This is a genomic window from Mixta intestinalis (genome assembly GCF_009914055.1).
Taxonomy (GTDB): Bacteria; Pseudomonadota; Gammaproteobacteria; order Enterobacterales; family Enterobacteriaceae; genus Mixta; species Mixta intestinalis.
Genome location: NZ_CP028271.1, coordinates 243,387 through 257,663 on the forward strand (window position 1 = coordinate 243,387; position 14,277 = coordinate 257,663).

Here is a 14,277-nt window from a genome sequence, read left to right on the forward strand (position 1 = left end):
AAATATCTGCTCCACTGCCGTACAGGCAGCTAAAAAAGGGCCTGAGCGTTAGCCCAGGCCCTTTTAGCTCGTTGCGGTTAATCATAAGCGGGCAACGTAGTTTATTGCGATGTCCTGTTTTATGATCAGGCCGCTTCACTCTTGCGCAGCGGCGATTGCTGCGGCTTTACCGGCTGGGTTGCCAGCGCATCCGCCTCAAACTCATCCACGTTAATCGAGCGCAAACGGCTCACCTCAGCCTGCTTCAGCACCTCGGCTTCCTCCGCGCTAATCCATCCTTCCTGCAAGGCGCGCTGCGCCAGCTCATCAAGGCGGGTAAACGGCAGATGTTTTTTCAACTGTTTGCTCAGGCGTTCGTGAATGACCTCCGCCGCCATAATATCCTGCAACGCGGCTTCCAGCTGTCCGGCTGGGTTATGCTCGCTCGGCGTTAAATACTGGCCGCGTCCCAGCCGTGAACGCGTGGCGGATGGCGTTTGCAGCAGCTTCGCCAGCTGATGATCGAGACAGTCGGAGGGGGCGCGACAATGACGTCCCGCCGGGAAAATCATCAGGCGCAGCATGGCGCCAGCGGCGGCGTGAGGGAAGTTACGCAGCAGATCGTCAATCGCATCCTCCGCCTGATTCAGCGCATCCTGTACGCCCCAGTGCAGCAGCGGCAGATCCGCTTCCTGACGCCCTTCGTCGTCATAACGCTTCAGCGCTGCCGAGGCGAGATAGAGCTGGCTCAGTACATCGCCAAGACGCGCGGAGACACGCTCGCGGCGTTTCAGGCTGCCGCCCAGCACCGACATGGAGACATCCGACAGCAGGGCAAGGTTAGCGCTGATGCGGTTCAGATGCTGATAGTAGCGGCGCGTGGCGTCACGCGTCGGCGAGGCGCTGGTGCGTCCGGCAGTGATACCAAGCCACAGGCTGCGCACCGCATTGCTGCCCACATGACCGATATGGCTGAACAGCGCCCGGTCGAAACTGGCAAGATCGTTGCGTTCGGCGGCCGCCATCTCCTGCAACACATAAGGATGACAGCGAATGGCACCCTGACCGAAGATAATCATGCTGCGCGTCAGAATATTAGCCCCTTCAACGGTAATGGCGATCGGCGCACCCTGATAAGCCCGCGCCAGGAAGTTGCTTTTACCGAGCATAATGCCTTTACCACCGGCAATATCCATCGCGTCAATAATGGCGCGCTGGCCGCGATGGGTGCAGTGATATTTTACGATTGCTGAGAGCACCGCCGGTTTTTCGCCAAGCATGATGCCGTAGGTAATCAGCGAGGCTGCGGCGTCCATCACATACGCGTTACCGGCGATACGCGCCAGCGGCTCTTCAATGCCTTCCATTTTACCGATAGAGACTTTGAACTGACGGCGGATACGCGCATAGGCACCGGTTGCCAGCGCCAGGCTTTTCAGGCTGCCGGTAGAATTTGAGGGCAGGGTAATGCCGCGGCCTACCGACAGGCACTCAACCAGCATCCGCCAGCCCTGGCCGGCCATTTTCGGGCCGCCGATAATGTAATCAATCGGCACGAAAATATCTTTGCCGCGCGTCGGGCCGTTCTGAAACGGCACGTTCAGCGGAAAGTGACGTTTGCCAATCTCTACGCCCGGTGTCTGCGTCGGGATCAGGGCGCAGGTGATGCCGAGTTCTTCAGTATCGCCCAGCAGATGTTCGGGATCGTACAGCTTAAAGGCCAGGCCAAGCACGGTGGCAATCGGTGCCAGCGTAATGTAACGCTTGTTCCAGGTGAGGCGCATACCCAACACCTGCTGCCCCTGCCATTCCCCCATGCAAACCACGCCGGTATCGGGAATGGCACCCGCATCGGAACCCGCTTCCGGGCTGGTCAGCGCAAAGCAGGGGATCTCTTCGCCGCGCGCCAGACCAGGCAGATAGCGATCTTTCTGTTCATCGGTGCCGTAATGCTGTAGCAGTTCGCCAGGGCCGAGCGAGTTCGGTACGCCGACGGTGATCGCCAGGATACCAGAAACGCCCGCCAGCTTTTGCAATACGCGTGACTGCGCGTAAGCGGAGAATTCCAGGCCGCCATATTCTTTCTTGATAATCATGGCGAAGAAGCGATGCTCTTTCAGATATGCCCACAGCGCCGGCGGCAGATCGGCCATCTCATGGGTGATCTGGAAATCGTTCGCCATACGGCAGGCTTCTTCCACCGGGCCGTCGAGAAATGCCTGTTCTTCGGCGGTCAGGCGCGGTTGCGGGTAGTTATGCAGCTTTTTCCAGTCCGGGTTGCCGCGAAACAGATCGCCTTCCCACCAGGTGGTGCCCGCATCGATCGCCTCTTTCTCGGTACGGGACATCGGCGGCATCACTTTACGAAAGGTGCGCAGCATCGGCGCAGAGAACAGCGAACGGCGCAGCGTCGGCAGGTTGAAAGGCAGCAGTACGATAGCCAGCGGCAACAGCAGCCAGGGCGTCCAGAGGTCGAGCAGCGCCATTGCCGCCGTCCAGAGCAGCAGAATTGCGCTGCTGGCGGGCAGCGAAATCCGATGCCAGAAAAGCACGCCGATCAGCACCAGCGTCGCAAGAACAGAAAGAACCATCATAATGAACCGCTCCGTATCAAGTAAGAGGTCTGACCTGTTAGGCCTGAGTACAGATTTAGAGCAGATAGTATTTTTTAGCAATTGCATAACATAATAATTACAACGTGGCTCACACTCCGCTGCTAACTTTAGGTAAATCGCAGACTTCAACGCGTAGCGCTTTGCGGGTTATGACCATTTCGGTAAACTTGCGCTGACTCTTTCTCATCCAAAGGACATCCCTATGTACCAGGATATTATTCGTTCAGAACTTAACGAAGCAGCGGACACGCTAAATAAATTCCTGAGCGAAGACGCCAATATTCACGCGATCCAGCGCGCGGCGGTGTTGCTGGCCGACAGTTTTAAAGCGGGCGGCAAGGTGCTTTCCTGCGGCAATGGCGGCTCGCACTGCGATGCGATGCACTTTGCTGAAGAACTGACCGGGCGCTACCGTGAAAACCGTCCCGGCTATCCGGCTATCGCTATCTCTGACGTTAGCCATCTCTCCTGCGTCAGTAACGATTTTGGCTACGATTATGTCTTCTCGCGCTACGTTGAGGCGGTAGGGCGTGCGGGCGATGTGCTGCTGGGGATCTCTACCTCAGGCAACTCTGCTAATGTGATCAAGGCGATTGAAGCGGCGCGCGCTCAGGGCATGAAAGTGATTACCCTGACCGGTAAAGATGGCGGCAAAATGGCAGGCAGCGCCGATATTGAAATCCGCGTGCCTCATTTCGGTTATGCTGACCGCATCCAGGAGATTCATATCAAAGTGATCCATATCCTGATGCTGCTGATCGAAAAAGAGATGGAGAAAAAGTAACGGCGAACCCGTCGTGAAGGCTGCCGCGTCACCCCCGGCGCGGCCTGTTTCAGCCGCTGCTCCGTCCGTTTTCATCGCTGCGTATTCCTCTGCTGTTTGGTTATAATCGACGCTAAATCGTGCCGGAGGCTCCGACTATGTGTGAACTGCTCGGTATGAGCGCTAATGTCCCAACTGATATTTGCTTTAGCTTCACCGGACTGGTGCAGCGCGGCGGCGGCACCGGGCCGCATAAGGATGGCTGGGGCATCACCTTTTATGAAAATAAAGGCTGCCGCACCTTTAAAGATCCGCAGCCCAGCTACAGCTCGCCGATTGCACGGTTGGTGCAGGAGTATCCGATAAAATCCTGTTCGGTAGTGGCGCATATTCGTCAGGCCAACCGTGGCCAGGTCTCGCTGGAAAATACGCATCCCTTTACCCGCGAACTCTGGGGCCGCCACTGGACCTACGCCCATAACGGCCAGCTTAACGGCTATCGTCAGCTGGAGACCGGCAATTTTCGTCCGGTAGGCGAAACCGACAGTGAAAAGGCGTTCTGCTGGCTGCTGCATAAGCTGGCGACGCGCTATCCGCGCACGCCCGGCAACTGGCCTGCGGTATTTCGTTATATTGCTGAACTGGCGGCAGAGCTGCGGCAGAAAGGCGTATTTAATATGCTGCTGTCGGACGGGCGCTATTTAATGGCCTACTGCTCAACCAATCTGTTCTGGATTACGCGGCGTGCGCCTTTTGGCAAAGCCAAACTGCTGGATCAGGATGTGGAGATCGATTTTCAAAAGCAGACCACGCCAAATGACGTGGTCACGGTGATTGCCACACAGCCGTTAACCGGCAATGAAACCTGGCACCGGATTGCGCCAGGTGAATGGCAGCTATTTTGCCTGGGTGAGCGCCAGGAATGACTGGGAGGCGGCAGGCGTGCCGCTGACCGGCGTACCGTTCAGCACATACTTGCCGTTGCTGACCACCATCGTCGGCGGCTGGCGATGCTCAACAAACCAGGCGTAGCCCGGCTGTAGCTCCCGCCAGAAGCTGGCGTAATAGGAGTTGCGGTGGTTGTGCATATTGCTTTCGGTCATGCGGAACGGATAGATGCTGACCGCCACTTCCGGCTGACCGTTGCGCAGGGCGGCATCGACGTAGCTGAAAATCTCATCCATATAGGCGTTAGTCATCGCATAACAGCCGATGGAGACGCAGGCACCATGAATCATCAGGTATTTACCATCATAGCCGCGTTCGCGATCGTACTGGTTGGGGAAACCAATATTGATGGCGCGATAAAAGCGGCTATCCGGCTTCAGCTGGCTTAGCTTAACGCTGTAAAAACCTTCCGGGCTTTTAAAATCACCCTGACGACGCTTTGGCCCCAGGCCGCCAGAAAAATTACAGATGCGATAGCTGTCGAGCAGGCGATATTCGTTGCCGATTTTACCGTACAGCTCCAGCGTGCGTTCTTCTTTGAAGATCTGAATGTAGACCGGCGTGCCTAATAGCTGCTTCTTTAACTCTTTACTGACCGGCGCAAGTGGTTGTGCAGGTTCAGGTATGCTTGCCATGCTGAGGGCCGGCAAAAGAATCATCGCAAACAAGAGTGCGATTTTGCCCATTCTTTTTCCCTTGATAATTAGGGGGTTAAACTGCAACGCTTGATGGCGTTTGTGACTTGCATAATCGGAGAATTCCGCTATCGCAGCGCAACATTATCACTGTCTGTTTTTTTATCAAGATGCACGTTAATAAATTGCTGTGATTTCACCGCCGCGCAGCAGTCCGCGTGAATAATCCCGATGCTACGCCATTGAATTCTTGCAGGCTGACTGTATACTTATCCAGTGTTGGCGGAGGGGGTATGCGCAAAATCATTCATGTCGATATGGACTGTTTTTACGCCGCGGTGGAAATGCGCGATAACCCCAGCCTGCGCGATATTCCGCTGGCTATCGGCGGCAGCCATACCCAGCGCGGCGTGATCAGCACCGCGAACTATCCGGCGCGTAAATATGGCGTGCGCAGCGCGATGTCTACGGCGATGGCGCTAAAACTCTGCCCGCATCTGACGCTGCTGCCGGGGCGCTTTGACGCCTATAAAGAAGCCTCCGCCCATATTCGTGAGATCTTTTCCCGCTACACCTCCCTGATTGAGCCGCTGTCGCTGGATGAAGCCTATCTGGATGTCAGCAACAGCTCGCACTGTCACGGTTCGGCAACGCTGATCGCCCGTGAGATTCGCCAGACCATTGCCGACGAGCTTAACCTTACCGCTTCGGCGGGCATCGCGCCGGTTAAGTTTCTCGCCAAAATCGCCTCTGATTTAAATAAGCCCAACGGGCAGTTTGTTATTACACCGGATAAGATGCCGTCGTTTCTGCTGACGCTGCCGCTGGCAAAAATTCCCGGCGTCGGTAAGGTGACGGCGAAAAAGCTGGAAGACTTGGGGCTGCGCACCTGTGCCGATGTGCAGAACAGCGATCTGGCGATGCTGCTAAAGCGCTTTGGTAAATTTGGCCGCGTAATTTGGGAACGCAGCCACGGCATTGATGAACGCGAAGTGGTTGCCGATCGCGAGCGTAAATCACTCGGCGTGGAGCGCACGCTGTCAGAAGATATTCATCACTGGGAGCAGTGCATTGAGATTATCGATCGCCTGTATGAGGAGCTGGAGCGGCGGCTGACCAAAATCAAGCCGGATCGTCATATTGCCCGGCAGGGCGTTAAGCTCAAGTTCAGCGATTTTCAGCAAACGACTCAGGAGCATGTCTGGCCGATGCTGAACAAAGAGGATTTGCTGGCGGTAGCGAAAGAGGCCTGGGATGCACGGCGCGGCGGGCGCGGTGTCCGGCTGGTAGGCCTGCACGTTACGCTGCTTAATCCCCAGCTGGAGCGTCAGCTGCTGTTGGGGCTGTAAGGCTGGCGCGATAAAAAAGAAAAGCCAGACCTGCGTCTGGCTTTGAAACGTTATGTGACAGGCCGCGATTTATTTCGCCGGAATCGCCTTCAGCAGTTCGGTCAGCAGCTGCCAGTAAAGGCCGACGCTGCCAATATGTACCTGCTCATCCGGCGAGTGCGGGCCGGTAATGGTCGGGCCGATAGAAACCATATCCATATCCGGGTAAGGTTTCTTAAACAGGCCGCACTCCAGACCGGCGTGAATCACCTGAATGTTCGGCGTTTTGTTAAACAGACGGTGATAGGTTTCACGCACCAGCGCCATCACCGGCGAGCTGGCGTCCGGCTGCCAGCCCGGATAGCTGCCTTTTGCCACGGTCTGCGCGCCAGCCAGTTCGCCCAGCGAAGCGAGCATCGCGACGACAGACTCCTTGCCGCTGTCGATCAGCGAGCGGATCAGGCAGTTAATTTTCGCTTCCTGCTCGTCCATGGAAACTACGCCGATATTCAGGGAGGTTTCCACTACGCCTTTTGCCACGTCGGAGTTGCGGATGACGCCGTTCGGCGTACTGTTCAGCAGGGCGATAAAGCGATCGCGGCTCTGGGCCGTCAGCGCCTGTACGTCACCCGCTACCGGCTCGGTTTGCAGCGCGATATTTTTCTCTACTGCACCCAGCTCGTTTTGCAGCGTGGCGAGATAGCCCATCGCCGCTGATTTCAGCGCATCGATTTTTGCCGTCGGCAGCGCAAAGGTAGCAAAGGCTTCACGCGGGATAGCATTGCGCAGCGTACCCCCGGCGAAATCCACCAGACGCAGATCGAAATCACGGGCGTGATCGGCGAGGAAACGTACCAGCAGCTTATTAGCATTGCCGAGGCCGAGATGAATATCCGCACCGGAGTGACCGCCTTTCAGCCCTTTCAGCGTCAGACGCAGGTGCTCGTAACCGGCCGGAACGGCTTCACGCTGTAGCGGCAGGGTTGAGGTGACGTCAATGCCGCCCGCGCAGCCCATATAGATTTCACCTTCTTCTTCCGAATCGGTGTTAATCAGGATTTCTGACTGTAGCCAGTTGGGTTGCAGGCCAAACGCGCCATCCATGCCGGTTTCTTCCGTCATGGTCAGCAGCACTTCCAGCGGGCCGTGCTCTACGCTGTCATCGGCCAGCACCGCCAGCGCGGAAGCTATGCCGATACCGTTATCAGCGCCCAGCGTGGTGCCGCGTGCTTTTACCCATTCGCCATCAATCCACGGCTGAATCGGGTCTTTCGTAAAATCGTGTACGGTGTCGTTGTTTTTCTGCGGCACCATATCCAGATGCGCCTGTAGCGCGACTGGTTTACGGTTTTCCATGCCCGGCGTTGCCGGTTTGCGAATCAAAATATTGCCGACCTGGTCGCGTTCGCACCAGAAGCCTTTCTCCTTCGCCCAGGAGAGGATGTGCTGCGCCAGCGCTTCTTCATGAAAAGAAGGATGCGGGATAGAACAAATTTTAGCGAAAATATCCCACAGCGGCTGGGGAGAGAGTTGAGACAATTCAGACACGACAGGTCTCCTGTGTCATCGGTGCGCGGCTGCGCATCGTTACAAAATTTCTGGTAATCGATCGCCGTCAGCGAATCTGACGTGATGTTGTGAGAATAACATTCTTTCCCGCCCGCTGTGCAGTCAGACGCGTTAAAATGCGCCAACTGCGCAATCCGGTGCTGGTTTTTAGCACGCCAGATCCTTATAATGCCGCGCAACCTTTTCCCATTGCATATTTTTTAAGCCAAGTCGATTGGCCGGGATTCCTTTTATGAGCGAAAAATACGTCGTCACCTGGGACATGTTGCAGATTCATGCCCGCAAACTGGCCCAGCGCCTGCTTCCTGTCGAACAGTGGAAAGGCATTATCGCGGTAAGTCGCGGTGGCCTGGTTCCTGCCGCGCTGCTGGCGCGCGAACTTTCTATTCGCTATGTCGATACGGTCTGCATCTCCAGCTATGACCATGACCATCAGCGCGAAATGACCGTGCTGAAGCGTGCGGAAGGCGACGGCGAAGGCTTTATCGTTATTGATGACCTGGTGGATACCGGCGGTACTGCGCAGGCGATCCGTGAAATGTATCCGAAAGCCCGTTTCGTCACTATTTTCGCCAAGCCTGCGGGTGCGCCGCTGGTGGACGATTATGTCGTGGATATCCCGCAGAACACCTGGATTGAACAGCCGTGGGATATGGGCGTGGCCTTTATTCCGCCAATCGTCAACCGCTGATTGACCTGCATCAAACTAGCGCCCGGTTCGTCCGGGCGTTATTGTTTCTGTGGGTCGCACCCCCCGGAAGGGTGAAGTAAACTCTAGTCTCGTTATTGCGCCGCGGGAGGAGAGCTACGCTATGCCAGCAAAAAATCTCAGTGAAGAGCTGTTTAAACCTCGATTCAAACATCCTGAAACCTCATCACTGGTACGCCAGCGGCGGCATCAGACCTCAACCGTGCAGTCCACGCTGGACGGTGAAAGCCATTCGAGCTGGTATCGTATGCTTAATCGCCTGCTCTGGAACTGGCGTGGCCTGCCCGCCCAGGAGATTATCGAAGTGCTGGCGCGTATTTCTGCCTGCCAGGCAGAACGCACCAACGAGGCGCTGCTGGATACGGTGATTGGCTATCGTAGCGGCAACTGGATTTATGAGTGGAGCAAGCAGGCAGCGCTGTGGCAGCAGAAAGCGCTCGACGCGGGCGATACGCCGCAGGCGGGCCAGCGCTGGCTACATGCGGTCAACCTTTACAGCCTGGCAGCCTGGCCGCATATCAAGGGCGATGAGTTGGCTGAACAGGCGCAGACGCTGGCTAACCGTGCCTACGAAGAGGCGACGCGACGTCTGCCCGGCGAGCTGCGTGAACTTTCCTTCCCGATTCAGGGCGGCAGCCCGATTACCGGCTTTTTGCATATGCCGCCAGACGTCAGCGCGCCTTATCCAACGGTACTGATGTGCGGCAATCTCGATAACCTGCAAATCGATCACTATCGTCTGTTTCATGACTATCTGGCACCGCGCGGCATTGCAATGCTGACTATCGATATGCCTTCGGTTGGCTTCTCTGCCAAATGGAAGCTAACGCAGGATACCAGCTTTCTGCATCAGCAGGTGCTGCGCGGGCTGGAAACGGTGCCCTGGGTGGATCATACGCGCGTGGCGGCGCTGGGCTATCGCTTTGGCGCGAACGTGGCGGTACGGCTGGCCTATCTGGAGGCGCAGCGTCTGCGCGGTGTTGCCTGTCTTGGTCCGATCGTTCATACGATGCTGGCGAACGCCACGCAGCAGGCAAGGGTGCCTGAAATGTATATCGATGTGCTGGCGAGCCGCCTGGATATGGCCCAGGCGACCGATGAGACGCTACGCACCGAGCTAAACCGCTATTCGCTGAAAACGCAGGGCCTGTTGGGACGCCGCACTCCTACGCCAATGCTGTCGGGTTTCTGGGAAAACGATCCCTGGAGCCCGGAGGAGGATTCGCGCCTGATCGTTAACTCCTCCGCCAACGGCAAGCTGCTGCCCATCAATTTTTCACCGGTATTGCAGAATTTTGATCGCGCCCTGCAAACGATTTGTAACTGGCTGGCACAACAGTTGAAGTGATGAGTTGCTATTTTGCATTAGTTTGCTAAAACTGTTAGCTCATTTAAGGAGGTGGAAACCATGGCTTTACCGAGTGGACATCCCCGAAGCCGGTTAATTAAACGTTTTACCGCGCTGGGGCCCTATATTCGCGAGAACAAATGCGAGAATGAGCGTTTCTTTTTTGACTGCCTGGCCGTTTGCGTCAATGTTAAGCCTGCACCAGAAAATCGTGAGTTTTGGGGATGGTGGCTGGAACTGGATGCGCAGTCCGATCACTTTACCTATCAGTACTACTATGGTCTGCATGATAAAGAGGGCAACTGGAAGCCGTGCGCCATTAAAGGCAAAGAAAACGAAGACCGTCTGGAAGAGACACTGCGGAATTTCCATGAGCGTCTGAAAACAACGCTGGCTGAGCTGGAGCTGGGTCTGTTGCCCGCGCAGGGCGTTGACGAACAGCCGGTAAAACTGTCCGCCTGATGAAAGCTTAAAGCGCGTTACCTGTAATCAGGGGCAGGCATACAGTCTGCCCCTTGTTTTAGACACAGTCAGAGAGTAAGCACTTCATTTTCTGGCATGACGGCCAGCCTGGATCACAGACTGACCGCCATACATCAGAACTGGTAGGTCATGCCGATTGCCACGATATCATCGGTGTTGCGATTCAGCGTGTTGTTGTCATCCAGCAGGTTAATCTTGTAATCAACAAAGGCAGACATGTTTTTGTTGAAGTAATACGTTGCGCCTACGTCAGCAAATTTGTAGTAATCCGCATCGCCCACGCCACCTTCGATATCCTTCACTTTCGTCTGCACGTAAGCCAGCGACGGACGCAGGCCGAAATCAAACTGATACTGCGCTACCAGCTCGATGTTTTGCAGACGGTTAGCGTAACCACTTACGGCAACATCATTGCCGCCAACCTGCGCGGTGCCGCTGATCGGGTTCATATTGCGCGTTTCTGCGTAGTTGGCTGCCAGATAGACGCCGTTGTTATCATATTTGATGCCGGTAGCCCAGGCTTCCGCTTTGTCACCACCGCCGAAGACGCTGTTTTTCTGATCCAGCGTACGGTTAGAGGAGGAGACCGCGCCTTTAACGCTCAGGCCATCAATGATGGTATAGGAAAGTGACGCCGCCATGCCGTCTCCGTTGGAGACGCCGTCGTTGCGAGAGGTGCTTTCGTTTTTACCCTGGTATTGCAGGGCGAAATCCAGCCCATCAACCAGGCCGAAGAAGTTGCTGTTGCGCCAGGTAGCCACGCCGTTGGTGCGGGTCAGCATATAGACGTCAGCGGAGGTGTAGGCGGTGGCACCGAACTCCGGCATCATATCGGTGATAGCTTCCACATCATAAATCAGGCCGTAGTTGCGGCCATAATCGATTGAGCCGTAATTACCCACTTTAATCCCGGCGAAGCCAAGGCGGGTCTTGTTGCCCACGTTTGAGTCGCTTTCCGGGTTATTAAGGTTGTACTGGTATTCCCACTGACCGTAGCCGGTCATCAGTTCATTAATCTGCGTCTGACCTTTAAAGCCGATACGCACGTAGGATTTATCAGCATTGTTGTTGGGGTTGGTTTCCGCGTCGCTGATATAACGCATGGCTTTCACTTTGCCGTAGAAGTCCAGCTTGTTGCCATCTTTATTGTACACTTCAGCAGCCTGGGCGGCGGAGCTCAGAGCCAGTGCGGAAGCCAACAGTGCCAGTGCGTTCTTTTTCATTTGTTCTCTATCCCGATGAGTAAAAATAAAAGCGTTTGTGAAGCATTGTAAAAAACAGAAACGTTTTTACCGGGAATGTGTGAATGTTTTATGAAGCTTTTGCGTGCTTCTTGTGAATGGCGAACTTTTGCACACTGTCGTTGTCAGGGATTTTCTGTGCTTTTCCCGCAGCGGCTGTTGGCATCCTGCGCCACTCCTGATAAAACGTCCCTTCACAGACATTTTTATTACGGCAGGAAAACATGAGCGGCAGTCAGACCTTAGTGGTCAAACTGGGAACCAGCGTGCTGACCGGCGGATCGCGTCGGTTAAATCGGGCACATATTGTGGAGTTAGTTCGTCAGTGCGCACAGCAGCACGCGGCGGGCCATCGAATTGTGATCGTGACGTCCGGCGCGATGGCCGCCGGTCGTGAACACCTGGGATACCCGGAACTGCCGCCTACCATCGCCTCAAAGCAGCTGCTGGCTGCGGTGGGGCAGAGCCGTTTGATTCAGCTGTGGGAACAGCTGTTTTCCATCTATGGCATTCATATTGGGCAGATGTTGCTGACGCGGGCAGATATGGAAGATCGTGAGCGCTTCCTTAACGCGCGCGATACGCTGCGTGCGCTGCTGGATAACAATATCGTGCCGGTGATCAACGAGAACGATGCGGTGGCAACCGCTGAGATCAAGGTAGGCGATAACGATAACCTCTCGGCGCTGGCGGCAATGCTGGCGGGTGCGGATAAGCTGCTGCTGCTGACCGATCAGCAGGGATTATTTACCGCCGATCCGCGTAGCAATCCGCAGGCGGAGCTGATCAGTGACGTGCACGGCATCGACGATGCGCTGCGCACTATCGCCGGAGACAGCGTTTCCGGGCTGGGCACCGGCGGCATGACCACCAAACTTCAGGCGGCGGACGTGGCCTGCCGCGCCGGTATCGAAGTGATTATCGCTGCGGGCAGCCGTCCGGGCGTGATTGGCGATGTGATTGAAGGCAAGCCGGTCGGTACGCGTTTCCACGCGCAGGAGACGCCGCTGGAAACGCGTAAGCGCTGGATTTTCGGCGCGCCACCAGCCGGAGAAATTATCATTGATGACGGCGCGCTGTCGGCGGTACTGGAGCGCGGCAGCTCGTTGCTGCCTAAAGGGATTCGTGAAGTGAGTGGTAACTTCTCTCGCGGCGAAGTCATCCGTATCCGTAGCCTGCAAGGGCGCGATATCGCCCACGGCGTTTCACGTTATAACAGCGATGCGCTGCGCATGATTGCCGGTCATCACAGCCAGGAGATCGGTGATATCCTGGGATACGAATATGGTCCGGTCGCCATGCACCGCGACGACATGATTGTCAGCTAAGGGGGCTATGATGCTGGAACAAATGGGCAAGGCGGCGAAAGCGGCCTCATATCAGCTTGCCACGCTGACTACCGCGGAGAAAAACCGCGTGCTGATGACTATCGCTGACCAGCTTGAAGCGCAGAGCGCGACAATTTTGGCCGCCAACGAGCAGGATCTGGCGGACGCGCGCCATAATGGCATGAGCGCCGCGCTGCTGGATCGCCTGACGCTGGATGCGACACGGCTAAAGGGCATCGCGGACGATGTTCGTCAGGTTTGCCGCCTGGCCGATCCGGTTGGGCAGTTGATCGATGGCGGCCTGCTGGATAGCGGACTGCGTATTGAGCGCCGCCGCGTGCCGCTCGGCGTAGTCGGCGTGATTTATGAAGCGCGCCCGAACGTTACGGTGGATGTAGCTTCGCTTTGTCTGAAAACCGGCAACGCGGTGATCCTGCGCGGCGGCAAAGAGACCTGTCGCACCAACGGCGCGACGGTGCGCGTGATTCAGTCTGCGCTGCAACAGCATGGTTTACCAGCGGGCGCGGTGCAGGCGATTGAAAGCCCGGATCGCGAGCTGGTTAATCAGCTACTGAAGCTGGATCGCTATGTTGATATGCTGATCCCGCGCGGCGGTGCCGGGCTGCACAAGCTATGCCGCGAACAGTCAACCATTCCGGTGATTACCGGCGGTATCGGCGTCTGCCATATTTATATCGATGACAGCTATGATCCGGACGCGGCGCTTAAGGTTATCGTTAACGCCAAGAAACAGCGCCCCAGCGCCTGTAATTCGGTAGAAACGCTGTTGGTAAACCAGGCCATTGCCGATGATTTCTTGCCTGCGCTGAGCCAGCGTATGGCGCTGGAGGGCATCAAGCTGCACGCCGACGCGCTTTCTCTGTCGCTGCTACAGCAGGGGCCGGCGGAAGTGGAGGCGGTGAAAGCGGAAGAGTATAACGATGAATGGCTGTCGCTTGATTTGAATGTGCGTATCGTCAGCGATATGGATGAGGCGATAGCGCATATCCGCGAGCATGGCACCCAGCACTCCGACGCGATTCTGACGCGTGATACGCGCGCTGCCGATCGTTTTATCCGCCAGGTGGATTCATCTGCGGTTTATGTTAACGCCAGCACACGCTTCACTGACGGCGGTCAGTTTGGCCTTGGGGCCGAAGTGGCGGTCAGTACCCAAAAGCTGCACGCACGCGGACCGATGGGTCTGGAAGCGCTTACCACCTATAAATGGGTGGGCTATGGCGACGATACGATAAGAATGTAGGGCTAATCAGCGCTATCTGGCGACAAAAGCAGCATACAACACGGCGCCTCTTGACTCCGGCGCCGCT

At 56.2% G+C, this 14,277-nt stretch carries 12 protein-coding genes; 8 read left to right on the top strand and 4 right to left on the bottom strand.

Going from position 1 to position 14,277, the window contains the following annotated elements; all coding sequences use genetic code 11:
- Positions 1–125: 125 nt before the first annotated feature.
- On the bottom strand, positions 126–2,573 hold the full coding sequence (fadE, locus tag C7M51_RS01055; RefSeq protein WP_160619763.1) for an acyl-CoA dehydrogenase FadE: 2,448 nt from the start codon (positions 2,571–2,573) through the stop codon (positions 126–128).
- 223 nt (positions 2,574–2,796) lie between these two features.
- Between fadE and lpcA the strand changes: the two genes are divergently transcribed.
- Positions 2,797–3,378 carry a D-sedoheptulose 7-phosphate isomerase gene (lpcA, locus tag C7M51_RS01060; protein WP_141176892.1) on the top strand — a complete coding sequence of 194 codons (582 nt, stop codon included), beginning with the start codon at positions 2,797–2,799 and terminating at the stop codon, positions 3,376–3,378.
- A gap of 137 nt (positions 3,379–3,515) precedes the next feature.
- A complete protein-coding gene (locus C7M51_RS01065) occupies positions 3,516–4,283 on the top strand; it encodes a class II glutamine amidotransferase (RefSeq protein ID WP_160619764.1) in 768 nt (255 codons plus the stop codon).
- Here C7M51_RS01065 and dpaA read toward each other — a convergent pair.
- Positions 4,254–4,991, bottom strand: coding sequence for a peptidoglycan meso-diaminopimelic acid protein amidase (gene dpaA, locus C7M51_RS01070; protein ID WP_160619765.1), 738 nt, complete (start codon positions 4,989–4,991; stop codon positions 4,254–4,256). The two genes, C7M51_RS01065 and dpaA, sit on opposite strands and share 30 nt — an antisense overlap.
- 242 nt (positions 4,992–5,233) lie before the next feature.
- Between dpaA and dinB the strand changes: the two genes are divergently transcribed.
- A complete protein-coding gene (gene dinB, locus C7M51_RS01075) occupies positions 5,234–6,289 on the top strand; it encodes a DNA polymerase IV (protein WP_160619766.1) in 1,056 nt (351 codons plus the stop codon).
- A gap of 69 nt (positions 6,290–6,358) precedes the next feature.
- Here dinB and pepD read toward each other — a convergent pair whose 3' ends face one another.
- The gene (gene pepD / locus C7M51_RS01080; protein ID WP_160619767.1) at positions 6,359–7,816 is read right to left on the bottom strand and encodes a beta-Ala-His dipeptidase; all 1,458 of its coding nucleotides are present in this window, start codon (positions 7,814–7,816) and stop codon (positions 6,359–6,361) included.
- A gap of 253 nt (positions 7,817–8,069) precedes the next feature.
- Between pepD and gpt the strand changes: the two genes are divergently transcribed.
- The 3 genes from gpt to crl all read left to right on the top strand — a co-directional run bounded on the left by gpt (position 8,070) and on the right by crl (position 10,356).
- A complete protein-coding gene (gene gpt, locus C7M51_RS01085) occupies positions 8,070–8,528 on the top strand; it encodes a xanthine phosphoribosyltransferase (RefSeq protein ID WP_160619768.1) in 459 nt (152 codons plus the stop codon).
- Between the two features lie 121 nt (positions 8,529–8,649).
- On the top strand, positions 8,650–9,894 hold the full coding sequence (frsA, locus tag C7M51_RS01090) for an esterase FrsA (protein WP_160619769.1): 1,245 nt from the start codon (positions 8,650–8,652) through the stop codon (positions 9,892–9,894).
- Between the two features lie 60 nt (positions 9,895–9,954).
- Positions 9,955–10,356: a sigma factor-binding protein Crl gene (gene crl / locus C7M51_RS01095; protein ID WP_160619770.1), complete on the top strand. Its 402-nt coding sequence runs from the start codon at positions 9,955–9,957 to the stop codon at positions 10,354–10,356.
- Between the two features lie 134 nt (positions 10,357–10,490).
- On the opposite strand, the gene C7M51_RS01100 is transcribed toward crl, so the two are convergent.
- Positions 10,491–11,600, bottom strand: coding sequence for a porin (locus C7M51_RS01100; RefSeq protein ID WP_160619771.1), 1,110 nt, complete (start codon positions 11,598–11,600; stop codon positions 10,491–10,493).
- A 242-nt stretch (positions 11,601–11,842) separates the two neighbouring features.
- On the opposite strand from C7M51_RS01100, the gene proB reads away from it, so the two are divergent.
- On the top strand, positions 11,843–12,946 hold the full coding sequence (gene proB / locus C7M51_RS01105) for a glutamate 5-kinase (RefSeq protein WP_160619772.1): 1,104 nt from the start codon (positions 11,843–11,845) through the stop codon (positions 12,944–12,946).
- 10 nt (positions 12,947–12,956) lie between these two features.
- Positions 12,957–14,210 carry a glutamate-5-semialdehyde dehydrogenase gene (proA, locus tag C7M51_RS01110; protein WP_160623531.1) on the top strand — a complete coding sequence of 418 codons (1,254 nt, stop codon included), beginning with the start codon at positions 12,957–12,959 and terminating at the stop codon, positions 14,208–14,210.
- The last annotated feature ends 67 nt before the right edge of the window (positions 14,211–14,277 follow it).